Source organism: Aestuariimicrobium sp. G57 (assembly GCF_050110855.1).
Taxonomy (GTDB): domain Bacteria; phylum Actinomycetota; class Actinomycetes; order Propionibacteriales; family Propionibacteriaceae; genus Aestuariimicrobium.
This window is the reverse complement of record NZ_JBNINW010000004.1, coordinates 74,264-98,311: the sequence shown is the minus strand read 5'-3', so window position 1 is coordinate 98,311 and position 24,048 is coordinate 74,264. Positions and strand designations below refer to the sequence as shown.

Annotated in this window: 20 protein-coding genes; 3 read left to right on the top strand and 17 right to left on the bottom strand. The window is 69.0% G+C overall.

Annotated features, from left to right (window positions below; all coding sequences use genetic code 11):
• Positions 1-48: 48 nt before the first annotated feature.
• The 12 genes from nuoK to ACQCX5_RS10435 form a co-directional block, all read right to left on the bottom strand.
• The gene (nuoK, locus tag ACQCX5_RS10490; protein ID WP_434541982.1) at positions 49-348 is read right to left on the bottom strand and encodes an NADH-quinone oxidoreductase subunit NuoK; all 300 of its coding nucleotides are present in this window, start codon (positions 346-348) and stop codon (positions 49-51) included.
• Positions 345-1,160, bottom strand: a complete 816-nt coding sequence (locus ACQCX5_RS10485) for an NADH-quinone oxidoreductase subunit J (RefSeq protein WP_434541981.1) — start codon at positions 1,158-1,160, stop codon at positions 345-347. The genes nuoK and ACQCX5_RS10485 overlap by 4 nt, the downstream gene beginning before the upstream one ends.
• On the bottom strand, positions 1,160-1,726 hold the full coding sequence (gene nuoI, locus ACQCX5_RS10480) for an NADH-quinone oxidoreductase subunit NuoI (RefSeq protein WP_434541980.1): 567 nt from the start codon (positions 1,724-1,726) through the stop codon (positions 1,160-1,162). The genes ACQCX5_RS10485 and nuoI overlap by 1 nt, the downstream gene beginning before the upstream one ends.
• Positions 1,726-3,087, bottom strand: coding sequence for an NADH-quinone oxidoreductase subunit NuoH (nuoH, locus tag ACQCX5_RS10475; protein WP_434541979.1), 1,362 nt, complete (start codon positions 3,085-3,087; stop codon positions 1,726-1,728). The genes nuoI and nuoH overlap by 1 nt, the downstream gene beginning before the upstream one ends.
• On the bottom strand, positions 3,084-5,510 hold the full coding sequence (locus ACQCX5_RS10470; RefSeq protein ID WP_434541978.1) for an NADH-quinone oxidoreductase subunit G: 2,427 nt from the start codon (positions 5,508-5,510) through the stop codon (positions 3,084-3,086). Before ACQCX5_RS10470 ends, nuoH begins: the two co-directional genes overlap by 4 nt.
• A complete protein-coding gene (gene nuoF / locus ACQCX5_RS10465; protein ID WP_434542205.1) occupies positions 5,507-6,844 on the bottom strand; it encodes an NADH-quinone oxidoreductase subunit NuoF in 1,338 nt (445 codons plus the stop codon). Before nuoF ends, ACQCX5_RS10470 begins: the two co-directional genes overlap by 4 nt.
• A 17-nt stretch (positions 6,845-6,861) precedes the next feature.
• A complete protein-coding gene (gene nuoE / locus ACQCX5_RS10460) occupies positions 6,862-7,629 on the bottom strand; it encodes an NADH-quinone oxidoreductase subunit NuoE (RefSeq protein ID WP_434541977.1) in 768 nt (255 codons plus the stop codon).
• Entirely contained in the window at positions 7,626-9,071 is a 1,446-nt protein-coding gene (locus ACQCX5_RS10455; RefSeq protein WP_434541976.1) for an NADH-quinone oxidoreductase subunit D, read from the bottom strand. The genes nuoE and ACQCX5_RS10455 overlap by 4 nt, the downstream gene beginning before the upstream one ends.
• Complete coding sequence (locus ACQCX5_RS10450; RefSeq protein WP_434541975.1) at positions 9,071-9,889, bottom strand: NADH-quinone oxidoreductase subunit C; 819 nt, start codon at positions 9,887-9,889, stop codon at positions 9,071-9,073. The genes ACQCX5_RS10455 and ACQCX5_RS10450 overlap by 1 nt, the downstream gene beginning before the upstream one ends.
• Complete coding sequence (locus ACQCX5_RS10445) at positions 9,886-10,443, bottom strand: NuoB/complex I 20 kDa subunit family protein (RefSeq protein WP_434541974.1); 558 nt, start codon at positions 10,441-10,443, stop codon at positions 9,886-9,888. Before ACQCX5_RS10445 ends, ACQCX5_RS10450 begins: the two co-directional genes overlap by 4 nt.
• Before the next feature lie 25 nt (positions 10,444-10,468).
• The gene (locus tag ACQCX5_RS10440; RefSeq protein WP_434541973.1) at positions 10,469-10,828 is read right to left on the bottom strand and encodes an NADH-quinone oxidoreductase subunit A; all 360 of its coding nucleotides are present in this window, start codon (positions 10,826-10,828) and stop codon (positions 10,469-10,471) included.
• A gap of 172 nt (positions 10,829-11,000) precedes the next feature.
• Positions 11,001-12,299 (bottom strand): geranylgeranyl reductase family protein, encoded by a 1,299-nt coding sequence (locus tag ACQCX5_RS10435; RefSeq protein WP_434541972.1) that lies wholly within the window; start codon positions 12,297-12,299, stop codon positions 11,001-11,003.
• Positions 12,300-12,545: 246 nt separating this feature from the next.
• On the opposite strand from ACQCX5_RS10435, the gene ACQCX5_RS10430 reads away from it, so the two are divergent.
• Entirely contained in the window at positions 12,546-13,850 is a 1,305-nt protein-coding gene (locus ACQCX5_RS10430) for an isochorismate synthase (protein WP_434541971.1), read from the top strand.
• A gap of 848 nt (positions 13,851-14,698) precedes the next feature.
• On the opposite strand, the gene ACQCX5_RS10425 is transcribed toward ACQCX5_RS10430, so the two are convergent.
• Together ACQCX5_RS10425 and ACQCX5_RS10420 are read right to left on the bottom strand one after the other, a co-directional pair.
• Positions 14,699-16,483, bottom strand: a complete 1,785-nt coding sequence (locus ACQCX5_RS10425; protein WP_434541970.1) for a DUF6297 family protein — start codon at positions 16,481-16,483, stop codon at positions 14,699-14,701.
• The gene (locus ACQCX5_RS10420; RefSeq protein WP_434541969.1) at positions 16,480-17,127 is read right to left on the bottom strand and encodes an ABC transporter ATP-binding protein; all 648 of its coding nucleotides are present in this window, start codon (positions 17,125-17,127) and stop codon (positions 16,480-16,482) included. Before ACQCX5_RS10420 ends, ACQCX5_RS10425 begins: the two co-directional genes overlap by 4 nt.
• Before the next feature lie 122 nt (positions 17,128-17,249).
• On the opposite strand from ACQCX5_RS10420, the gene ACQCX5_RS10415 reads away from it, so the two are divergent.
• Together ACQCX5_RS10415 and ACQCX5_RS10410 are read left to right on the top strand one after the other, a co-directional pair.
• The gene (locus tag ACQCX5_RS10415; RefSeq protein WP_434541968.1) at positions 17,250-17,969 is read left to right on the top strand and encodes a class I SAM-dependent methyltransferase; all 720 of its coding nucleotides are present in this window, start codon (positions 17,250-17,252) and stop codon (positions 17,967-17,969) included.
• Positions 17,966-19,765 carry a TM0106 family RecB-like putative nuclease gene (locus ACQCX5_RS10410; protein WP_434541967.1) on the top strand — a complete coding sequence of 600 codons (1,800 nt, stop codon included), beginning with the start codon at positions 17,966-17,968 and terminating at the stop codon, positions 19,763-19,765. Before ACQCX5_RS10415 ends, ACQCX5_RS10410 begins: the two co-directional genes overlap by 4 nt.
• A gap of 166 nt (positions 19,766-19,931) precedes the next feature.
• Here ACQCX5_RS10410 and menD read toward each other — a convergent pair whose 3' ends face one another.
• From menD to ACQCX5_RS10395, 3 genes are read right to left on the bottom strand one after another with little or no spacing between them, the layout of a single operon-like run.
• Entirely contained in the window at positions 19,932-21,494 is a 1,563-nt protein-coding gene (gene menD, locus ACQCX5_RS10405) for a 2-succinyl-5-enolpyruvyl-6-hydroxy-3-cyclohexene-1-carboxylic-acid synthase (RefSeq protein WP_434541966.1), read from the bottom strand.
• Positions 21,491-22,576, bottom strand: a complete 1,086-nt coding sequence (locus ACQCX5_RS10400) for an o-succinylbenzoate synthase (RefSeq protein WP_434541965.1) — start codon at positions 22,574-22,576, stop codon at positions 21,491-21,493. The genes menD and ACQCX5_RS10400 overlap by 4 nt, the downstream gene beginning before the upstream one ends.
• Complete coding sequence (locus ACQCX5_RS10395; protein WP_434541964.1) at positions 22,573-24,045, bottom strand: hypothetical protein; 1,473 nt, start codon at positions 24,043-24,045, stop codon at positions 22,573-22,575. Before ACQCX5_RS10395 ends, ACQCX5_RS10400 begins: the two co-directional genes overlap by 4 nt.
• Positions 24,046-24,048 lie beyond the last annotated feature (3 nt).

The window sequence follows — 24,048 nt, the reverse complement described above, 5'->3', positions numbered from 1 at the left end:
GACGCCGCAACCGGTGTGACAGTTTCGAGGAAATACACGCCTACCCCTTCAGAACTTGAGCAGGTTGACGTCGTCGACCGAGGCCGAGCGACGGGTTCGGAAGATGGTCACGATGATGGCGAGGCCCACCACGACTTCTGCGGCAGCCACCACCATCACCATGAAGGCTGCGACCTGGCCGTCGAGCCCACCGTGCTGGTGGGCGAACGCGACGAAGGCGAGGTTGGCCGAGTTCAGCATCATCTCGATCGACATGAACGCGACCAGGGCATTGCGGCGCAGCAGAAAGCCGAGCACACCGATGGTGAACAGGATGGCCGAGAGGACCAGGTAGGCATTGGTGCTCATTCGAGTTCTCCTGCCGTGTCGGCGTTGTTCAGCCCGGCGATGGCCCTGAAGGTCGCATCGCTGGGTGCGCGCAGTTCGTTCGCGTCGACATAGGCGCCGCGCTCGCTCAGTGTCTTGCTCACCGACAGGTCGGCAACGCTGCCATCAGGCAGCAGCGCCGGCGCGTGAATCGCGTTGTAGCGCGCGTAGACACCGGAGTTCGGCAGCGGGCCGAGGTGGTCGCCATCCTTGGCATAGGCCTGCATACGCTTGGCGGCCGTCTGCTTCTGGTTGAGCTTGGGGATCAGGCGCTCACCGTGGGCCAGCACCATCGCACCCACAGCGGCGATGGTCAGCAGCGCCGCCGTGGCCTCGAAGACCACGACATAGCGCGAGAACAGCAGGTCGGCGAGTGCCTCGACCGAGCCACCTGCGGCATTGATCGGGGCGTCCAGACCGACCGCAGGACTCGTCACGGCCCGACCGACGACCGCGATGACCAGCGCGCCGAAGCCCAGCGCGGCCAGGGTCGCGGCGACGCGGTGGCCCTTGATCGTCTCGATCACCGAGTCGTGCGTGTCCACGCCGATCAGCATCACGACAAACAGGAACAGCATCATGATGGCGCCGGTGTAGACGATGATCTGCGCGACGAACAAGAAGGGCGAGGCCAGTGAGCCGTACATCACGGCCAGGCCGATCATCATGCCCACCAGCCACAGGGCCGAGTGCACCGGCTTGCGGCTGAGCACCATGCCCAGCGCGCAGACGACCATGATCGGCGCCACGATCCAGAACGCCACCTCTTGGGCGCTCACGAGCGGGATCAGCATCAGTTCTTGCCTCCCTTGGAGCCCGCGTCCTCGTGGACGGGGGTGCGGTCATCGGGCTTGCCGGTGGCCGGCAGTCCGAGGAAGTAGCTCTGCTCGTCGGGGCCGAGCCGGCGCGGGTGCGGCGGCTGCTCCATGCCCGACAGCAGCGGGGCCAGCAGGGCGTCCTTCTCGTAGATCAGTGAGGCGCGGCTGGTGTCGGCCAGCTTGAACTCGTTGGTCATGGTCAGGGCGCGCGTCGGGCAGGCCTCGATGCACAGGCCACAGAAAATGCAGCGCAGGTAGTTGATCTGGTAGACGTGGCCGTAGCGCTCGCCCGGTGAGAAGCGGGCGTCCTCGGTGTTGTTGGCGCCCTCGACATAGATGGCGTCAGCCGGGCAGGCCCAGGCGCACAGCTCACAGCCCACACACTTTTCGAGACCGTCCGGCCAGCGGTTGAGCTGGTGGCGTCCGTGAAAGCGCGGGAAGGTGACCTTCTCGCCCTTGTGCGGGTAGTTCTGCGTGAACGTCTTGCGGAACATCGTCTTGAAGGTGACACCGAAGCCACCCCACTGATCTTTGAACCCCATCAGAGTTCATCCCCCTTGGCCGCGTCGGTGACGGCGGCAGGTCGTGGTGTGTCAGGTTCGTCGACCGGGGCGCCCTTGAGCACGCCGGCGAGTTCGGGCAGCGTCTGTCCGGGCATCGGCGGCACCGGGTAGCCGCCCGCGAAGGCGTCGAACGGTTCGATGGTGGACGAGGCGTCTGCCAACGTGGCCTCGTCCGGTGTGCCGCCACCCCACAGGATCAGGGCGATCAGGCCGACGATGATCACACCGAGCACGATGAAGAACACCGGGCCCGAGAACCAGCCCTCACGCTGGCCGACCTTGAGCAGGGCGACCGCGACGATCCAGGCCAGCGCGATCTCGATGAGCCACTTCCAGCCCAGCTTCATGAACTGGTCGTAGCGGAAGCGGGGCAGGGTGCCGCGCAGCCACACGAAGAAGGTGAACAGCAACTGCACCTTGAGGATGAACCAGACCGGACCCATCCACGCCGAGTCGAGGAACTCGACCTGGTTGAACGGCCAGGGCGCGTGGTAGCCGCCGAGGAACAACGTGGTCGCCACGCCCGAGACGGTGGCCATGTTGATGTATTCCGCCAGGAAGTACATGGCATAGCGGAAGCCGGAATACTCGGTGAGGTAGCCCGAGACCAGCTCGGACTCACACTCGGGCAGGTCGAACGGTGCGCGGTTCGTCTCGCCGACCATCGAGATCACGTAGAGCACGAACGCGGGCATCAGCAGCAGGGCGTTCCACTGCGGCAGGCCGGTGTCGAAGCCGCCGATCGTGAAGCTCTTGGCCTGCGAGTCGACGATGGTCGAGGTGCTCATCGAGCCGGCGAACATGAATACGCCGACGATCGAGAGGCCCATGACGGCCTCGTACGAGATCATCTGCGCGGCCGACCGCACCGAACCCAGCAGCGAGTAGGTCGAGTTCGACGCCCACCCGGCCAGCACGATGCCGTAGATGCCGATCGAGGCGATCGCCAGGATGAACAGCATGCCGACGGGCAGGTCGGTCAGCTGCAGCCGGGTCTGCACGCCGAACATGTTGACCTCGCCACCCAGCGGCATCACTGCCCAGGCGGTGAAGGCCGCGACGCCGGTGAGCACCGGGGCGAGGTTGAAGACCCAGCGATCGGTCTTGGTGGGGCGGAAGTCTTCTTTGAAGATGAGCTTCGCGCCGTCGGCGAGTGCCTGACCGAGGCCGAACGGGCCGTTCATGATCGGGCCCAGGCGGTGCTGCATCTTGGCCACCACGCGCCGCTCGTACCAGACGTTGAAGATCGTCCACACCAGCAGCAGGACGAACAGCCCCACCACCTTGATCAGGACGATCCACCACGGGTCCGGGGGCAGGATGTTCTCGAGCGGGTTCATGCCGCACCTCCCACGAGTCGAACTCGGTCGCCGGCGACAGCGCCGAGTGCGCTCGCCGTCGTGGTGCCGCTGTGCAGCGGCACCCAGATCACGTCATCAGCCATGCCGGCGACGATTTCGAGCGGCAGTGCCAGCTCACCGCCGGGCAATGCCACGCCGACCTGCTGGCCGGGGGTGGCCCCCAGCCGGGCGGCGGTGGCGGGCGACAGCTTCGCCACGGTCTGCGGCGCGGTGGCCATCAGGTCGGGCTCGTTGTCGTTCGCTGCGGAATTGTCGAGCAGCTCACGCCAGGTCGCGAGCACCAGGTCGCCCTCGCCCGCGGGGGCGTAGGGCTCGCCGGACTGTGCGGCCAGCGGTGCCCGCTCGCCGTCCCAGGTGCCGAGCTCGTCGATCGAGGCGAGCGCATCGCGCGAGCCTCGGAAGCCGAGGTCGGTGCCCAGCGCGTCGGCCAGCGCCGCCAGCACCCGGATGTCAGTCATCGGGGCGACCTGGTGGCGAATGACCGTGTTGACGCGGCCGCGGCGGTGCTCCCAGTTCAGGAACGTACCGGCGTGCTCCTCGATCAGTGCGACCGGGAAGACCACGTCGGCCCGCTGCGACACCTCGCTGAGGCGGTTCTCGATGCTGATGACGAACCCGGCGCCGTCCAGGGCCTCGCGTACCGCCTGCGGGTCGCGGAAGTCCTCGGGCTCGATGCCAGCGGTCACCAGTGCCTTCAGGGCACCGGACGCGGTCGCGGCGACAATGGCGTCGGCATCGAGGCCGACCTCGGCGGGCAGCGACTCGACGCCCCACGAGGTGGCGACGTCGACACGCGCCGAAGCATCGGCCAGCGGGCGACCACCGGGCAGCAGGTTCGGCAGGCAGCCGGCTTCGATCGCGCCGACCTCACCGGCACGGCGCGGGATCCACGCCAGCCGGGCGCCGGTCTCGAGCGCGAGCTGGGCCGCCGTGGTCAGGGCGCCCTGGGCGTAGGCCGCGCGCTCCCCCACCAGGATGATCGTCTCGGCATCGATCTGGCCCTCGTCGCGCAGCGTCGTCAGCACCGAGGCCTCGGTGCCGGGCACGGTGTGCACGAGCCGGGCGTTCAGCTTGACCGAACCGCGGCTGGCGAACGGTGCCAGCGTGACGACCTCGAGCTTCTTCTTGCGGTTGGCCTTGCGCAGCCGCAGGAAGACGATCGGCGACTCGTCCTCGGGCTCGAACCCGACGAGCACGACGCGCTTGGCCGACTCGAGGTCGGCGTAGTGCACGGTGTCGTCGAAGCGACGCCCGGCCACGTTCGAGGCCAGGAACTGGCCCTCTTCGGTGGTGTGCGGCCGCGAGCGGTAGTCGATGTTGTTGGTGCCGAGCACGGCGCGCGCGAAGCGGCCATAGGCATAGGCAGCCTCGAGGGTGAGCCGCCCACCGGGCAGCACACCGACCTGCTGGCCGGCGGCCTGCAGTCCGTGGACGGCGGCGTCGATGGCCTCATGCCAGGACGCCTTGACCAGCACGCCGTCGCGGCGCACCAGCGGTGTGGTGAGCCGGTCGTCCCCGCGGGCCGAGGTGAAGGCGAAGCGACCCTTGTCGCAGTTCCATTCCTCGTTGACCTCGGGCTGGTTGCCGGCGAGGCGTCGCTTGACCTGGTAGTGGCGGTGGTCGGTGCGCAGTTCGCAGCCGGCGGCGCAGTGCTCGCAGGTGGTCGTCGTGCTGACCAGGTCGAACGGACGCGACTGGAAACGGTACGAGACGCTCGTCAGGGCACCCACCGGGCAGATCTGGATGACATTGCCCGAGAAGTAGGAGTCGTAGGGGTGTTCGGCATAGCTGCCGACCTGCTGCAGCGCACCACGCTCGACCAGCGCGATGAACGGGTCACCCGAGATCTGCTCCGAGAAGCGGGTGCACCGGGCGCACAGCACGCAGCGTTCGCGGTCGAGCAGCACCTGGGCCGAGATGTTGACCGGCTTCGGGAAGGTGCGCTTGACGCCCTCGTACCGGCTCTCACCGTAGCCGTGCGTGAGCGACTGGTTCTGCAGGGGGCATTCGCCGCCCTTGTCACAGATCGGGCAGTCGAGCGGGTGGTTGATCAGCAGGAACTCGAGCATGCCCTCCTGGGCCTTCTTGGCCACGGCCGAGGTCTGCTGGGTGTTGATCACCATGCCCTGGGCGCACTCGATCGTGCACGAGGCCTGCGGCTTGGGGAAGCCGCGGCCGTTGCCGGCGTCCGGGATCTCGACCATGCACTGGCGGCACGCCCCGACCGGGTCGAGCAGCGGGTGGTCGCAGAAGCGCGGGATGTCGATGCCGACGGCCTCGGCGGCGCGGATGGCCAGGGTGCCCTTGGGCACGCTGACCTCGATGCCGTCGATGGTGACCGTGATCAGGTCTTCGCGCGGCGCAACCTCGGTCTTCGGGTCAGTCTTGGCGTCGACGCTCATGCGTGTGCACCTTCCTTCTCATCCGTCCCAACCTTCGCGGCGGGCGCGAACAGGGCGCTCTTCCCATACGGGAACAGCTCCCACGCCGGGGTCTTGTAGCCGGCCTCGAATTCCTCGCGGAACTCCTTGATGGCGCTGGTCACGCAGGCGACGGCACCATCGGCCAGCGCACAGAACGACCGGCCGCCGATGTTCTCGCAGACGTCGAGCAGCTTCTCGACATCGCCCTCGGAACCGTGACCGGCCTCGAGGTTGCGCAGCGTCTGCACCAGCCACCACGTGCCCTCACGGCAGGGGGTGCACTTGCCGCACGACTCGTGCTTGTAGAACTCGACCCAGCGCAGCGTGGTGCGCACCACCGAGGTGGTCTCGTCGAAGATCTGCAGCGCGCGGGTGCCGAGCAGCGACCCGGCCCCCGCCATCGACTCGTAGTCGAGCGGCAGGTCGGCCGACGCGGCCGTCAGGATCTGCGTGGACGACCCACCGGGGGTGAAGAACTTCAGCTGGTGGCCCTCGCGGATGCCGCCACCCAGGTCGATCAGCTGGCGCAGGGTGGTGCCCAGCGGTGCCTCGAACTGGCCAGGGGTCTTCACATGGCCCGACAGCGAATAGAGCACGTGGCCCTTCGACTTCTCGGTGCCCATCGCGTTGAACCAGGCCTGGCCGTTGGTGATGATGGCCGGTACCGAGGCGATCGACTCGACATTGTTGACGACGGTCGGGGACGCGTACAGACCCGCGACGGCCGGGAACGGCGGGCGCAGGCGCGGCTGGCCGCGGCGACCCTCGAGCGAGTCGAGCAGCGCGGTCTCTTCCCCGCAGATGTAGGCGCCGGCGCCGGCGTGCACCACGACCTCGAGGTCACGGCCCGAGCCCAGGATGTCCTTGCCGATGTAGCCCGCGGCATAGGCCTCGCGCACAGCCTGCTGCAGGCGCCGGACGACGTGGAGCACCTCACCGCGCACGTAGATGAACGCATAGACGGCCTTGGTGGCCATGGCCGAAATGATGACGCCCTCGACCAGCGTGTGCGGGCTGGCCAGCATCAGCGGGATGTCCTTGCACGTGCCCGGCTCTGACTCGTCCGCATTGACGACGAGGTAGGTCGGGTTGGGGTTGTCCTTGGGCAGGAAGCCCCACTTCATGCCGGTCGGGAAGCCCGCGCCGCCGCGACCGCGCAGGTTCGAGGCCTTGACCTCGGCCACGATGTCGTCGGGGCTCATGGTGATGGCCTTGCGCAGCGCCTGGTAGCCGCCGCGGCGCTCGTAGTTCTCGAGCTTCCAGGCGCCCTCGTCGCCCCAGTTGGCCGAGAGCACCGGGGTCAGGGTGTCGATCCCGTTCTGGGTGGTGGTCACTGTGCCTTCTCCTGTGCCGGCTGCTCCGGGGCGGGCAGGTGGTGCGGGTCAGGGGCGGTCCAGCCGTTGTCCTGCGCCATGCGTAGGCCCACGAGTGAGGCCTCACCGGCGGTGGGGCCCTCGTCGGCGCGGCCGTCCGGGAAACCGGCGAGCACACGCTCGGCCTCACGCCACGACGTGATCGTCGCGCCGCGGCTCGAGTGCACCTCTTCGTCATTGGCGAGCTTGTCGAGCAACTCGTCGGCCTTGTCGGGCGACATGTTGTCCATGAACTCCCAGTTGACCATCATCACGGGCGCGAAGTCGCAGGCCGCGTTGCACTCGAGGCGCTCCAGGCTGATCTTGCCGTCCGGGGTGGTCTGGTTCTCACCGATGCCGAGCTTGGCCTGCACGTGGTCCATCAGGATGTCGCCACCCATGACCGCGCACAGCGCCGTGGTGCAGACGCCGACGTGGTGCTTGCCGGCGGGACGACGCTTGTACATGGTGTAGAACGTCGCCACGCCAGAGACCTGGGCTGTGGTGATGTCGAGCACCTCGGCGCAGACCTCGATACCGCGGGGCGAAATTCGACCGTCGACGCTCTGCACCAGGTGCAGCATCGGCAGCAGCGCCGAGCGCTTCTGCGGGTAGCGCGCAGCGATCTGGCGCATCTCTTCGATCGTCGACTCGTCGATGTTGGTGCTGGTGTCGGCATAGTCGACACCACCCGAGCCGGGGGCCTGCGGGTCGTCGAAGTGGGACTGGAACTCGTGACCGCTCATCGGTCAACACCTCCAAGCACTGGGTCGATGGACGCCACCGCGACCACCACGTCGGACATCATGGCGCCCTCGCACATCATCGGGACAGCCTGCAGGTGGTGGAACCCGGGGTCACGCAGGTGACTGCGGTAGGGCCGGGTGCCGCCGTCGCTGACCAGGTGGACGGCCAGCTCGCCCTTGGGCGATTCGATCGCCTGGTAGACCTGACCGGGCGGAACCCGGAAGCCTTCGGTGACGATCTTGAAGTGATGGATGAGTGCCTCCATGGACTCGCCCATGATGTGCTTGATGTGCTCGTTCGAGTTGCCCTGGCCGTCGGGGCCGAGCGACAGCTGCGCCGGCCACTTGATCTTGGGGTCCTCGACCATGACGGGCTGGCCCGCGGTCTTCTCGAGCCGCTCGGCGCACTGCTTGACGATCTTCAGCGACTCCCACATCTCGGCCTCGCGCACGCGGAAGCGACCGTAGGCGTCGTTCGTGTCCCAGGTCTTCACCTCGAAGTCATAGGTCTCGTATCCGCAATACGGCTGTGACTTGCGCAGGTCATGCGGCAGGCCGGTCGCGCGCAGCGGCGGTCCCGACATGCCCATGGCCATGCACTGGGCCAGGTCCATGTGGGCGACACCGCTCATGCGCCCGATGAAGATCGGGTTCTCGTTGCAGAAGATGCCGTACTCGGGCAGGTACTTCTCGAGCCAGCTGATCACGCGGCGCAGGTGGTCCAGGCCCCCCTCGGGCAGGTCGTTGGCGACGCCACCCGGACGAATGTAGGCGTGGTTCATGCGCAGGCCCGTGACGGCCTCGAAGAAGTCGAGGATCATCTCGCGCTCACGGAAGCCGATGGTCATGACCGTCAGCGCGCCGATCTCCATGCCACCGGTGCCGATGGCGACCAGGTGCGAGGCGAGGCGGTTGAGTTCCATGAACAGCACGCGCAGCACGTTGGCGCGCTCGGGGATGTCGTCGGTGATGCCCAGCAGCTTCTCGACCGCGAGGCAGTAGGCCGCCTCGTTGAAGATCGGCGCCACGTAGTCGGCACGGGTCACGAAGGTCACGCCCTGGGTCCAGGTGCGGAACTCCATGTTCTTCTCGATGCCGGTGTGCAGGAACCCGATGCCGGGGCGCAGGCTGGTGACGGTCTCGCCGTCCATCTCGAGGATCAGGCGCAGCACGCCGTGCGTCGAGGGGTGCTGGGGACCCATGTTGACGACGATCGTCTCGTCGCCACGCTCGGCCTGGGCAGTGACGATCTCTTCCCAGTCGCCGCCCTGGGACAGGTAGACGCGGTCGGCCGTCTCGGCGATGTCGGCGGCGAAGCCGGCGCTGACGGGGTCGACGGCGGTCTGGTCCTTGTTGGCCCAGTCCTGGTCAACGGGGACAGCTGCGGCGTCGCTGTGGTTCTGGTCGCCGTGGTTCTGGTCGCCGTGGTTCTGGGCGCTCATCAGGAGTAGCTCCTTCGCTGGTGCGGCGGGGGCACGACGGTGCCCTTGTACTCGATGTCCACGCCACCGAGCGGGTAGTCCTTGCGCTGCGGGTGGCCGTGCCAGTCGTCCGGCATCAGAATGCGGGTCAGGGCCTGGTGGCCGTCGAAGATGATGCCGAACATGTCCCAGGTCTCACGCTCGTGCCAGTCGACGTGCGGGTAGACGCTGATCAGCGACGGGGTGTGCGGGTCACCATCGGGCAGCGCCACCTCGAGGCGGATGCGCCGGTTGTGGGTGATCGAGAGCAGGTGGTAAGCCACGTGCAGTTCTTCACCGGCGCTGTTCGGGTAGTGCACGCCGCTGACGCTGGGGCAGACCTCGAAGCGCAACTGGGCGTCATCGCGCAGCGCACGAGCCAGGTCGAGCATCTTCGACGGGCGCACATAGAACGTGATCTCGCCGCGGTCGACCACGGTGCGGCCGGCCGAGAATCCGGGCACGAGCTCTTCCATGCGGTCGGCGACGGCGTCGAACCAGCCACCGTAGGGACGCTCGCTGGGGCCAGGCATGAAGATGTCGCGGCTGATTTCGCCGTAGCCCGAGGTGTCGGTCGACTTCTGGTCGCCCCACATGCCCTGACGGGTGCGCAGCAGCTGCTCACCGGGCAACGGTGCGGCGTCGGTCACGACGGCCTTTTCGGCGATCCCGGTGGTGCCGGTGTCATCGGACGACCTGGCGTCCTCACGCTCGAGGCCATGGTCGGTGGTCGAGGCCTCCAGTGCCTCGTCCTCGACCGCGTCGGCAGCGCGCTTGGGGGTGTCAGGGGTGTCGCTCATCGCATGAGCCCCTTCTGGTCCATGGTCGAGGGCGCGACAAGGGCTTCAGCCTCGCGCTCCTCGATCTGGGCGACCATGTCGGGTCCGATCGGGGTCTTGGCCACGATGCCCTTCTTGAGCTTGAACACCGCATCGATCAGCATGTCGGGGCGCGGCGGGCACCCGGGCAGGTAGACGTCGACGGGCAGGAAGTGGTCGCAGCCCTGGACAATGGCGTAGTTGTTGAACATTCCGCCCGAGCTGGCGCAGGCGCCCATCGAGATGACCCACTTGGGGTTCGGCATCTGGTCATAGACCTGGCGCACGACCGGCGCCATCTTCTGGCTGACGCGGCCCGAGACGATCAGCAGGTCGGCCTGGCGCGGCGAGGCGCGAAAGACTTCCTGGCCCCATCGGCCGGCGTCGAAGCGGGGGGCGCCGAACGACATCATCTCGATCGCGCAACAGGCCAGGCCCATCGTGGCCGGCCAGAACGAGGCCTGCCGCATCCAGCCGGCAATGGCTTCGATGCTGGTCAGGATCACACCGCTCGGGAGCTGCTCTTCAATACCCATGACTGCTTACCTCCGGGTTTCTGGGTCAGTCCCAGTCCAGGCCACCGCGGCGCAGGACGTAGAAGTAGGGGATGAACACGGTGATGATGAACAGGATCATCGCGAGCACCGGGAACAGGGTCATCTCGTTGAACCGCACAGCCCACGGGTAGAGGAAGACGATTTCGATGTCGAAGATGATGAACATCATGGCGGTGATGTAGTACTTCACCGGGAACCGGCCGCCGCCCACCGGCTGCGGCGTCGGCTGGATGCCGCATTCGTAGGTGTCGTACTTGGCGCGGTTGTAGCGCTGCGGGCCGACGTGGCCACTCAGGTTGATCGACACGACGATGAACAACAGGGCCAAGCCGAAGATCCCGAGGATCGGAATGTAGGCGTTCACGCGATTCCTCCCATGAGCCGAGGCTCTGACGTGGTCAGACGGCAGTCTGCTAACGGTGCGGGTTGCTGACCCAAAACGAGACCATGCTCACAGACTGCATCGCAGGGGTCGATGGCGACCCCCGTGAAATCGAGAACCGCAGGTGCGGTGGCGGTGCGGACGCGGCTGCTCATCATGCTGAGGGCGCGATCCGGGTGAGGGTGTTGATGAGCCGGTCGACGACGTCTCCGTCGCGGGCATCGGTGAGGTTGGCCAGCAGCTTGTGCACGATCTTCATCAGCGACTTGCGCGGCAGGCCGTAGCGCACGCAGACCTTCATGACCTCGGGGTGGCCGATCAGGTTGGCGAAGATGATGCCCAGGCGGAAGTAGCCGCCCATGTCGGCCTTGAGGTGGCTGACGTAGCCGTGCAGTGCCTTCTCTGCGGCCGGGGTGCCGAAGCCGCGCGAGCGGGCCTCACTGATGGCCTCGGCGGCCATCTCGGCGGCCTCGAGGGCATAGTCGATGCCCTCACCGTTGAACGGGTTCACCATGCCGCCGGCATCGCCGACGAGCAGCAGTCCGCGGCTGTAGGCCGGCTGGCGGTTGAACGCCATCGGCAGCGCGGCACTGCGGATCTCGCCGACCTGGTTGGCCTCGGTGAAGCCCCACTCGGGCGGCGTCGCGGCGAGCCAGCGCCGCATCAGGTCTTTGTAGTCGGTGCGGGCATAGGCGGGTGAGGTGCTGAGCATGCCCAGCCCGACGTTGCTGATGCCCTCGCCCGCCGGGAAGGCCCAGCCATAGCCGGGCAGCAGGTCGGACTTGTGCGGCTCACCGTCCCACAGCTCGAGCCAGGATTCCATCCAGTCGCCGTTGCCGCGTTCAGTCTTGTAATAGGCGCGGGCAGCAACGCCCATGGGACGGTCCTCGCGCTTGGTGATGCCCATGGCGATCGACAGCCGCGACGAGACGCCATCAGCGGCTACGACGACCGGCGCGCGGAACTCGCGGCCATCCTTGCTGGTGACCCCCACGATGCGCCCGGTGCGCTCGTCGATGATCGGGGTGCGCACGGTGCAAGCGGTGACCAGGGTGGCGCCCAGCGATTCGGCGTGGCGGGCGAGCAGTTCGTCGAAGTCTTCGCGGCGGCGCACGAGGCCGTAGTTCGGGAAGTCGGCGAGCTCGGGCCAGGGCATGTCGAAGGGTTCGACGCGACCGCCATAGACCCGCAGCCCCTTGTTGCGGTGCCAGCCCTCGGCTGTGGTGTCGATGCCGAGGTTGACCAACTGCTTGACGGCGCGCGGGGTCAGCCCGTCGCCGCAGATCTTGTCGCGGGGGAACGTCGCCTTCTCGAGCAGCAGCACCGAGAGGCCGCGGCGGGCGAGATGGGCCGCTGTCGCAGACCCGGCTGGGCCGGCACCGACCACGATCGCATCGGCTTCACGCACGGCCGCGTCGTCAACGAGGCCTGCGCTGGCCGCGACGTCCGACATGGTCCCCACTTCCTTGAAAGGCTGATTCCCCGGTGAGTCTAGGCACATTTTGGATGGGGTGCTAACCAGGCCCACAGGCGGGAATTCAGCAAGTATAAGGTGCCGAAATTGGGGTGTGAGGGGGTGGTCGGGCGGGTGGTTTGATCCCCGTCTGTCGGCACAGCACTTCGCTGTCAGGCGGGTGGTGACGCAGGTCACACCCCCGCGGTGTGCCGGCCGGCTCCGGGGCGCTACGCTTCCCGGGTGATGTCCGCCCCCCGGGACCACCAGCAGGCAGGAGCCCCCACGGGCCGGTTGCATGCACGCACGGTGGTCATCCCTGATCCTGGCCCGCTGCAGGAATACCTGCCGCCCACTGGGGCCACTGCATTCCTGCGCAGGGGTGACGGCATCGTCGGCATCGGTGAGCTGCGGCGCTTCGAGGCCCCGACGATGGCCGAGGCCGATGAACTGTGGCGCGATTTCATCGCGGGCGTCAGCCATGTGAGCGACCTGCCGGGACACTTCGGCACCGGCCCGCTGGCCTTCGGCACGTTCACGTTCGACCCGGACGCCACCAGTGCCCGGTCGGTGTTGATCGTGCCGCGTGTCGTGCTGGGCCGCCGCAAGGACGTCAGCTGGGCCACCTGGTTGACCATCGGCGGCGACGACCCGTTGGCCGGGCTGCCCATCGATGACGACCCCTACCCGATGCCGCAGCCGCAGCCCTCACCTGCCCCGCATGGCAATGTGGAGTGGCGCGAGGGCACGCTGGCCGGCGATGCGTACGCCGAGCTGGTGGCCCGCGGCGTGGCGGCGATCCGGGCCGGGGGCGTCGACAAGGTGGTGCTGGCCCGTGATGTGGTGGCCCGCGCTGATCGTCCAATCGACCCGCGCACGCTGGTCTCGCACCTGTCGGCCGAGTACCCCACCACCTGGACCTACCTGGTCGACGGCATGGTCGGCGCGACGCCCGAGATGCTGGTGCGCCGCGAGGGCGGGCTGGCGACGTCGCGGGTGCTGGCGGGCACGATCCGCCGGGCCGGGGTCAGCGATGAGGACGCCCGCACGCTGGCGGATGCGCTGAGCTCGTCGTCGAAGGACCTGCGTGAACACGAGTTCGCCGTCCGGTCGGTGGCACAGGCGATGGCACCGTTCTGTTCGGGCATGAACGTGCCTGACGCGCCCTATGTGCTCGAACTGCCGAATGTGTTGCACCTGGCCACCGACATCACCGGCGTGGCGCGCGCGGGGACGACGTCGTTGGCGTTGGCGGCGGCGTTGCACCCGTCGGCAGCGGTGTGCGGCACGCCGACGGACGTGGCGCGGCGGCTGATCGCCGAGCTCGAGGGCATCGACCGGGGACGGTACGCGGGACCGGTGGGCTGGGTCGATGCCGAGGGCAACGGTGAATGGGCGATTGCGTTGCGGGGCGGGCAGTTGAGCGCGGACGACCCGCGCCGGATCACGCTGCACGCGGGGTGTGGCATCGTCGCGGACTCAGACCCGGCGGCCGAGCTGGCCGAGACCCGGGCGAAGCTGCTGCCGATGCGCGAGGCGATCGGCTACTGAGGGCGCGCCACGGCCCCGCATCTGGACCCGCACGACCCAGCAATGTGCATCGACCGGGCGGCAGGGGCTGGTTTGCGCCGGTTTTGCGCCGGTCGATGCACGCTGCTGGGGCAATCCGTGGGGGTGGGTGGCTGGTGGCGGGCGCGTGGACGACGGCTGCTGCGGCAGGCAGGGCAGATGCGTTCGCCTGACGGCGGTACACCCTCACCCGAGCCCAAAACCGCACGTAGCTGGCGTTGTTCGACCTGGCTGGCGCTCTGGAGGCCAGCTACGTCGAACAACGCCAAGCCACGTGGGGCTCAGCGGCCGAATCGTCCACTTGGCTTGCGTTACTCGACTTGGCTTGTGCTTACAGTGCAAGCCACGTCGAGTTGCGCAAGCCAAGTGGTCGTGGAAGGCGCGTCAGCACCCCTGAACCCGCATGACCCAGCAACGTGCATCGACTGGGCAAAAGGTGCCGGTTTGCGCCGGTTTTGCGCCAGTCGATGCACACTGCTGGGGCAATCCGCTGGGGTGGGTGGCTGGTTGGCCGGGCGAGGACGACGGCCGCGGTGGCAGATCGGAGCAGATGTGGCTGTCTGACGGCCGGTACAACCCCCCGAGCCCAAAACCGCACGTAGCTGGCGTTGTTCGACCTGGCTGGCGCTCTGGAGGCCAGCTACGTCGAACAACGCCAGCTAGGTGGGGTGTGACGGCGGCGGGAATGGCCCCGCGGAGGATGTGGGCGGCGGCTCCACCTGGGATGTGGCCGCGGCGGCTCCACCTGGGATGTGGCCGCGGCGGCTCCACCTGGGATGTGGCCGCGGCGGCTCCACCTGGGATTGGCCACCCGGAGGATGTGCCCCCTCTCAGCGGCCGCGGGTGACCTTGATCTTGCCCGAGCTGGTGGTCTGCTTTGCAGCGCCACCCTTGGCCCCGGAACCACCCTTGGCTCCCCCACGCGCTTCCTCGAGGGCGCGGCGGTTCTCCTCCTGCATGTCCTGAAGGTCGTCGGCATTCAGTCCACCGGTGCGCAGCACCGCGAAGCAGATCACTGCCAGCACCACGCTGATCCAGATCGACCAGCCCAGCAGCACCGGGAAGGTGATGATCGCGATCACGTCAAAGCCCCGGATGAGGTTGAACATCAGCCCCGGCGGCATGGCGCCCATCTCGGTGGCCACCATCGGTGCCTGGTAGTTGGCCGGGCGCGCGCTCACCCAGCGGATCGCCCCGACGAAGCCTGCTGCCGCCGTCACGACCGCGATCATGGCCGTCTCGACGGGGTCACTGCCGAGCCGCGGCGCACCCGCCACGCCCATGAAGGCGGGGGTCACCAGCACCGCCCAGAGCAGTGCCAGCACACCGGGCACGATCGAGGCCGCGGTGCGGATCTCTCCGGTGGTGAAGGGCAGCATGCGCGCCAAGCCCTTGCTGCGTGACAGCACGCGCAGGGTGTTGAAGAACGGGATCAGGGCCGCCATGAGCACGATGGCCGAGATCGGCACCACCAGCCGGCCCAGCCCCAGCGCCTGCACCGCGTACGGCACCACTGCCGACGCCACCAACGTGAACAGCGGCTTGGGGAACCTCACCAGCCGCTGGAGGTCGCGCATGACCAGCGCCCGCAAGCCAGTCGCCCGTCCACGGGTGGGCTTCACGAAACCGCGTTCGTTGGCCTCGCGGGTGACGAGGATGTCGCGCATCAGGGCGAAGTCGAGGGCATAGGCGGCGCCCTGCAGGCCGCTGACGAGGTTGCCGCCCGAGACCAGCCGCGCGCGGCGGATGTAGTCGAGCCGGTGGATGCCGATGACCAGCCCGCCGACCAGCAGCAGCAGCCCCAGGCCCGCGACGACCAGCGCCAGCAGCTCGGTGCCGGTGCGGCCCAGGCCCGGCTGCACATAGCCCGCAGCGACAGCCACGACCAGCAGCAGCGCGGCCAGCGCGGCCAACCCCAGCACCGTCTGCACCACCCGCACCACCCACGTGCGTTCGAAGCCCTGCTCTGCGGCGGCAAACGCGATCAGCCCCGCAGCGCCCAGGCCGGTCGCCACGGTCCAGATGATGATGGCCTCACCGGGTGAGCCCGTCAGCGTCGAGACCAGCGCGCCGAGCGCTGCACCGCCGATGAAGGCGATGGCCACGGCGCTCACCAGTCGCGGCACGAGCAGGCTGCGCCGCGAGACGGGTGCCTCCATCAGCCAGAAGCCTTCGGCCGCCGAGGCCAGCACCGGCCCGAAGATGCGGGCGAGCACCAGCACCAGCGCGAAGACCCCGAACATCGCCGCCCACGGCAGCAGGCCACGGCCCGACTGGCAGGCCGCCGACCCACAATCCGCGGCCAATGACTGTGCCCGGACGAGCGCGCTCACCACCATGGCCAGCACCATCGCGAGCGCGAACACCGCCACATAGGCGTCGCCGAGCGCCTGCCAGATGTTGCGTGTCGCTCGTCCCTTGCGCCAATCGGTCATCAGGCCGAGCAGAGCACGCTCATCGACGAAATGCTGCTCGTAGTCATTGACGTTGTGGGTGATGACCAGCTCGGGGTCGGGCAGCTCGGGCGCTGCGGGGGCCTGGGCCCCTTCGACGGCCCGGACCTGCTGCTGCTGTTGGCCGAGTCCCAGCCGCCGGTTGCGTCGTGCTTTGCTCATCGGGCGCCGACCTGGACGATGCGTGCGCCGAGGGCCTCGACCAGCACCGGTTCGTGCGACGCCATCAAGATGGCCAGACCGTTCGCCTTCTCGACCGCGAGCCGCTTGCCCAGCCAGGCCACACCCTCGACGTCAAGGCGCTGTTCGGGCTCGTCGAGCACCAGCAGCTTGCGCGGGCGCACCAGCGCGGTCGCCAACGCGAGACGGCGCCGCTGGCCCGATGACAGGGTGCCGGGCAGCTGGCCCGACTGCGGCACCAGCTGCACCTCTTCGAGCACCTCGTCGACCAGCTCGTCAGGGTCGTCCAGGCCGTGGGCGCGTGCCAGCAGGTCGAGATGTTCGACCACGGACAGGTCGGGGAAGAAGTCGAGGTCGTCGATGACGGTGGCGACATTGCGCCGGATCTCGGGGTTCGACTCGACCACCTTCATGCCGAGCACCTCGACGCTGCCCTCGGTGGGGCGGTCGGCGCCGATGATGCAGCGCAGGATCGTCGACTTGCCGGCACCGTTGCGCCCGGTCAGTGCCACCGCCTCGCCCTCGCCCACAGTGAGGCTGAACTTGTCGACGATGGTGTGGTCCCCGTAACGCTTGGTGAGGTTGTCCACACTGAGCACGGTCTTCGCTTTGGCCATGAGGCCCATTCTCCACCATCCGCGAAGTGCCTCGTGACCGGCTGTGGACAACCCCGCCCCGGACGTCCGCAGCGGGTGCAGCGTCACCGCGCGAGGGGATTCTTGTCGGTGGCTTGTGCCAAGCTTGGAGCATGTCCCAGACCCGCGCCACCCTCACCAAGCGTCGTGCCGACGTGGCCGCCATGTTCGACACCGTGGCCAGCCGTTATGACCTGATGAACTCGCTGATGACCCTCGGTGTCGTCGAGCGCTGGCGCAAGGACGTGACCGCGGCCATCGACCCGTTGCCGGGCATGCACATCCTCGACCTAGCCGCCGGCACCGGCGCCTCATCGGTGCCCCTGGCCGCCGCCGGGGCGCACGTCTTTCCCACCGACATGAGCCTGGGCATGCTGCGGGTCGGCAAGCAGAAGCTGCCGACGCTGAACTACATCGCCGGCGACGCGCTGCAGTTGCCCTATGCCGACAACTCCTTCGACGTGGTCACCATCAGCTACGGCCTGCGCAATGTCGAGGACACCCTGGGCGCCCTGCAAGAACTGCTGCGGGTCACCAAGCCCGGCGGACAGGTCGTCATCGCCGAGTTCTCCACGCCCACCAATGCGGTTTTCCGCAAGGCCTACGGGTTCGTGCTCGGCTCGGTCATCCCCACCCTGTCGAAGGGCTTTTCCAGCAACTCCCCCGCCTACAGCTACCTGGGCGAGTCGATTCGTGACTGGCCCGACCAGCGCACCCTGGCCGACCTGCTCAGCGAGGCCGGCTGGCGCGCCGTGGGCTGGATGAACCTGACCGGGGGCATCGTCGCGCTGCACCGTGGCTGGAAGCCCGGCAAGCCCACCCACGCCGGATGATCCTGCTCGACGCGTATGCCGCGCGCAGTTGCCCGGTCAAGACGCAGAACCAGTACGACCCGACCGTCCCGGAACCGGGTGAGGGCGCCGACGCCGAACTGCAGGAGATCTTCGCCGGGTCGCAGGAGTACAAGAACGACGTGCTGGGGCGGCTCGCCACCGCCCCGGGCGCGCTCGACCTGCGCGACCTGCCCCCGGACGAGCGCCGCGTGGCGACCGTCGACGCGGTCGTGGCGGGCACCCCCGTCATCGTCGGCCCGGCCCTGCCGCCCGACCCCGATGGGCACCGCCGTGGCACCCCGGACGCGCTGGTGCGCGGTGAGTCCCGCAGCGACGGCCAGCCCGGCTACCACCCGGTGCAGGTCAAGCGGAAGCTGCTGGTCGAACGCCGCCGCCCGGCCGAGGTCTTCTGCTGGACGACCACGCTGGAACAGCCCGTCGCCCCCGACCCCCTCTCCCACGACAGTGCCACCGCACTGCACGAGCACTCGTTCCGTGCCGGGCGCGAGGCCGAACTCATCCAGATGGCGCATTACGTGCGGATGCTGCAGGACCTGGGCTGGGCCGCACCACACGAGGTGGCCGGGCTCATCGGTACCGACAAGCTCATCGGGCTCGAGGCCGAAACCCCAGCCCCCGAAAGCCCAGCCCCCGAAACCCCAGCCCCCGAAAGCCCAGCCCCCGAAACCCAGCCTGATGTCGGCATTGTCTGGGTCGACCTGCGCCACCGCTTTCTGCGCACCTTCTCACGCACGGCCGAGACGCACTGGCGACTGCGTTCGGGCCTCGAACGCTACGACCACGAATTCGGCTTCCGCGTGACCGTCGCCGAGACCGCCAGCCGGCATGTCGAGGGCGAGCCGTACACCCCGCGGGTGACCCCGATCGTGGTGCGCGAATGCCAGTCATGCCCGTGGTGGCAGCGCTGCGAACCGATGCTCGATGCCGAAGACGTGAGCCGGCGGATCACGAAGACCCCGCTCGACGTGCGCGAGATCAGCGTGCTGCGCAAGCTCGGCATCTCGACGCTGGCCGACCTGGCCGGGGCGGACCTCGCCGCACTGATGCCGCTGTACCTGCCCGAGGTGGCCCATCGCAGCCAGGCCGACAAGCGCCTGCTCACCGCCGCCCATCGCGCCCGGATGATGCGTGACGGGGTCGCGCTCAGTCGCATCGACGACGAGGCCATCGCGCTGCCGGGCGGTGACATCGAGATCGACCTCGACATCGAGACCTCGGGTGATGACGAGATCTACCTGTGGGGCCTGCTGGTCAGCGCCGACGGTCACGCGCCGGTCTACCACCCGTTCGTGCACTGGGGCCCGATGACCACCGACGACCAGGTGGCGCTGGCGCGTGAGGCGATGGCGTTCCTCGAGCGCTACTTCGCCACCGGACGACGCGTCCGCGTCTATCACTATTCCGACTACGAGTCGCGTCACCTTCGCGAACTCGCCGATGTCGACAAGAGCCGTGACAAGCTGCTGCGCCGCGCCCACGACCGGGTGGCCCGGGACTGGGTCGACCTGTATTCGGTCGTCTCGCACCATTTCTTCGGTGTGCAGGGCCTGGGGCTCAAGGTGGTCGCCCACGAGGGCGCCGGCTTCGAGTGGCGCGACGACGAGCCTGGCGGGTTGAACTCCCAGAGTTGGTTCGCCGAGGCGATCAACGCCGACCTGTCCCCCGAAGACCGCGAGGCCGCCCGCCGACGGGTGCTGGCCTACAACGAGGACGACGTGCGCGCGACCCATGCGTTGCGGGCGTGGCTGCGCGCCCAGCACGGCGCACACGCCTGAGCTGCGGACGCGCCTGACGCCAAGCCCTACATAGGTGAAGACGGTTTCGCTTATGTTGGAGCCACCTCGCCTAGCGCTACGTCGTCTGGGTCGCCACCGAGGTCACCGACGCCCTCGACAGGTTCGCCGAACGGGCGCACCGCCGACCACGCTGAGCGCCGACGCCCTACCGCGGCAGCCGTACGTGCACCACCTCGACGCCGTGCACCGGCCGCGCCATTTCCTGCGCCAGGTCGTCCGGGTTGGCCACCTGCACCACGCCCGCCCCGAACCCGGCCGCCACGGCCGCCAGGTCAACGGCCTGGGGCGTCGCGAACACGCGTTCGAAGTGTTCGGCGTAGTCAGCGGCCCCCTGCTCGAGGCCTGCGAAGATCGAGCCACCATGATCATCAAGCACCACGACCCGCAGGTCGGGCCGCCGCTCCAGGTCTCCGATGCCCAGTGCCGAGACGTCGTGCAGAAGGGTCAGGTCGCCGACGACGACCGTGACCGGACGACCTGAGCCGAGTGCCACCCCGATGCCGGTGCTGAGCGTGCCGTCGATGCCGGCCAACCCGCGGTTGGCGAACACCTGCGGCCCCTGTTCGGCGATGGGGGCCAGGTCGGCGTCCCTGATCGGGTTGGACGACCCCAGCACGACGACGTCCTCGGGCCCGAACGAGGCCCACAGCGCCCGGGTGAGCGCGCGCCGCAGTCCGCCGTCGGCGTCCAGCCCCTGCGCCACCTCACGATCGGCCGCCAACCACTCGGCCAGCCAATCCCCCGGCCCGGGCGCACCGGCCCGCACGGCGTCGACCACGCGGCTGGCGGCATGCCCGGGGTCAATCCACTCCGCGCCGGGCGCGACCATGATCAACTCCACGTCCTGACGCGACAGCAGGGCGGTGACCGGGCGCGACAGCGTCGGGTGGCCGAACACCACCACGCGTTCGATGCGGTCGGCGAAACGAGGCAGCAGCAGCCGGTAGGCCGCGACGGCGCACCGGCCCCGGCGGGCATTGCTCGACGGCTCCGCCAGCAGTGGCGCGCCGAGTTGCCCGGCGAACTCCACGGCGGCCGCACCCACGGCAGCCGACGCATCACCGGCCACCACGACCGTGCGTGGGCCGGCTGGCAGCACCACGACCCCAGCCGGCTGCGCCGATAACACCTGCAGCCCCGGCCCGACCTCGACGGGCACCAGCACCTGCGGGTCAACCAGCGGCGCAGCCAGTTCCACATTCACCTGCACCGGCCCGGGCTGACGGGTGCGCGCCCCGGACGCGAGCACCACCGCGCGCGCGACCTGGGCGCGCCAGTCGGCGACCCCGCCCGACTCGGATGCCACCCGAATGCAGGCCAGCGCATGTTCGCCCAGCAGCCGGTCCTGCCGGGTGGTCTGGTTCGCGCCGGAGTCGATCATGGATGCCGGCCGGTCTGCCGAGAGCACCAGCAGCCCCACGCCCGCGTGGCGGGCCTCCATGACGGCGGGCAGCAGGTTGCCGACAGCCGTGCCCGACGTGGTCACCACCGCCACCACCCCACCGGTCGCGCGCGCCAACCCCAGCGCGATGAACCCCGCGCTGCGTTCGTCCACACGTACGTGCAACGACAACTGCCCCGCCCGGTCGGCAGTGGCCAGCGCGAGCGCCAGCGGCGCGTTGCGTGACCCGGGAGCGAGCACGACGTGGCGCACCCCCTGGTCCAGCAGCGTGGCGACCACGGTGCGGGCCAGGTCGACCGAACTCATGCGGGCCGTCCCGGCTGCAGGTGGGCGAGCACCCCGTCGAGGCGTTCGAGCCAGCGCTGCGTCACCCGCTCGTCGGCGCCATGTTGTGCCAGCGCCGCGGCGTCGACCTCGCCGTCACCGACCGCGATCTGCCCGTCGCGGGCACGCAGCGATTCGGTCGTCAGGTCGCCGGCCAGCAGGGCGGACGTGTTCAGTCCACAGGCGAACGGCAACTCGGGCAGCGCCGCCGCCAGCGCGACCCCGGCCCGCAGGCCCACCGAGGTCTCCAGTGCCGACGAGACCACCAGCGGCATGCCCAGCCGTTCACCCAGCTCGAGGCAGGCCTTGACGCCACCCAGGGGCTGCACCTTGATCACCGCGACATCAGCCGCCCCCAGCGAGGCCACCCGTTCGGGGTCTCCGGCCCGGCGGATCGACTCGTCGGCCGCGATCGGGACGTGCCAGCCGCGGCGGGCCACCTCGTGGCGCAGCCTGGCCAGGTCTTCGACGCCGGCACAGGGCTGCTCGACATACTCCAGGTCGAAGCGGCGCAGCTCGTTGATCATGGTCAGCGCCTGCCCGGGCGCCCACGCACCATTGGCGTCGATCCGCAACCGGCCCCCGGGGCCCAGCGCGTCGCGGACGGCCTCGACACGGGCGATGTCATCAGCCGACGTCTGGCTGGGTTCGGCCACTTTCACCTTGGCCGTGCCGCACCCGGACGCGGCCACCCGGGCATGCGCGGCCCCGGCCGGTTCGGCGGGCACGGTCACGTTCACGGGCACGACGTCACGAACCGGGACCGGGAACCCGTGGACCGCCGCATCCTCGGCCGCCAGCCACCAGCGCGAGGCCTCGGGCACGCCGTACTCCTCGAAGGGGCTCCACTCGACCCACCCGTGCTGGGCAGACTGCAGCACCATGCCGCGCCGCGCCGTCAGCCCCCGGAACCGGGTCGGCATCGCGATCTCATAGACCGCCAGCGCCTGCACCCAGTCCACCTGCTGCACGCGCTCGGGCCAGTCCTCGCGGGGCACCCCAGCCACAGCGCCGCTGTACACCCCACCGCTGTACACCCCGCCGTCCACACCCGCGCCGGTCACGCCAGCGCCGCCTCGACCAGCAGGTCTCGTCCGGCCAGGTAGTCGGGCCAGGAGTTCTGCACATTCAGGTCTGGCCTGAAGTCGCCGATGCCCTGCAACAGGAACTTGTCGGGCAGCCAGACATCGCTCCAGGGCGTGGGCTCTTCGGAAATGTCGTGCCAGTCGTGGCAGACCTGGACGACGAGCCGGCTGTGGGGCAACTCGATGGTGCGGCCCTGGGCACGGTTGCGCAGCCGGTCGCCGACGTCATTGCCGATCACGGTGGTGCGTTCGGGGGCATGGGCCATGAACTGAGACGCGCTCACGAGCCCTCCGCCAATCGTGTTCGGCCCCACCAGCACCTTGATCGGCACCGACAACGCCCGGGCCCGCTTCGCGATGGCCCGCACCAGCGGCAGCGTCACCCGGTAGTCACCGCCACAGTGGTAGCGCACGTCGACGATGTAGCGGGCATGGTCCCCGGTCTCGATGCGGCCGAGCGCCTCGTCGATGAGGTCCTGGTCGGGGTCCTGGCCGTCCGGGGTGCCCAGCAGCCGCAGGTAGAGCGCGGTGCCAGCCGAACCCGTACCAGCCGAACCCGTGCCAGCCGAACCCGTGCCACCCGAACCCGTGCCACCCGAACCCGTGCCGGCGTCCAGCGGCAGTTCACTCATCAGCAGCAGCCGGTCCCAGTGTTCGAGGTAGAGCGGGCTGGGCACGTCCTCGGACTCGTCGCCCTCGTCAGGGTCGCGCAGCGCCGTGCGCCAGCCGCGGGTGCCCAGGCCCTCGTCACCGGGGAACCGGTCACGGAAGTCAGCCATCGGCCCGCCGGGCATCGGCTCGGTCGACGAGATCAGCGTGACCTCGCTGAGCGTGCCATCGGGGGCCTCGAGTTCACAGCGCACCTGACCGTTGTGCACCGCCATGCCCACCTGCCGCAACGCCTCGGGGACCGTGAAGAACCACGCCGAACGGTTGCGCAGCCACGCCGGGGTGCCGCCACCGACGAACCGGGCGAACAGCGGCCAGGTGACATCGGGGGCACCGCCCGCGATCGAGACGATCCGCTGGCCCGCGAGGTGTTCGTACTCGGGCGACGCCTTCACCACCACCAGCGAATCGCGCATCCAGCCGAGCCGGATCGGCAGCCGGTGGGCCCGGGTCACCAGCACGGTGGTCGCAGCATTGTCGAGCAGGGCGAGCGATTCCTGGGCCGCCAGCGTCAGCTCGTCCACGCTGCGCACGGGGCGCGACGCAAGCAGTTCGACAAAATCACGGCGCTGGTCACGACTGATGCCCGACTCGTGGCGTTCGACCGCATCCATCAGGAACTGCACGTCGCCGGAATAACCGACCAGACCCTGACGCGGTCTGTGCATCGGCCGTGTGGTGCGCAGCCACGACCCCTGGTCGACCGAGCTGGCGACGACGGCCCCGGCCGCCCCCGCGACTGCTAGCCCCAGGGCCCATCTGGCACGGCGGCTGATCATGGT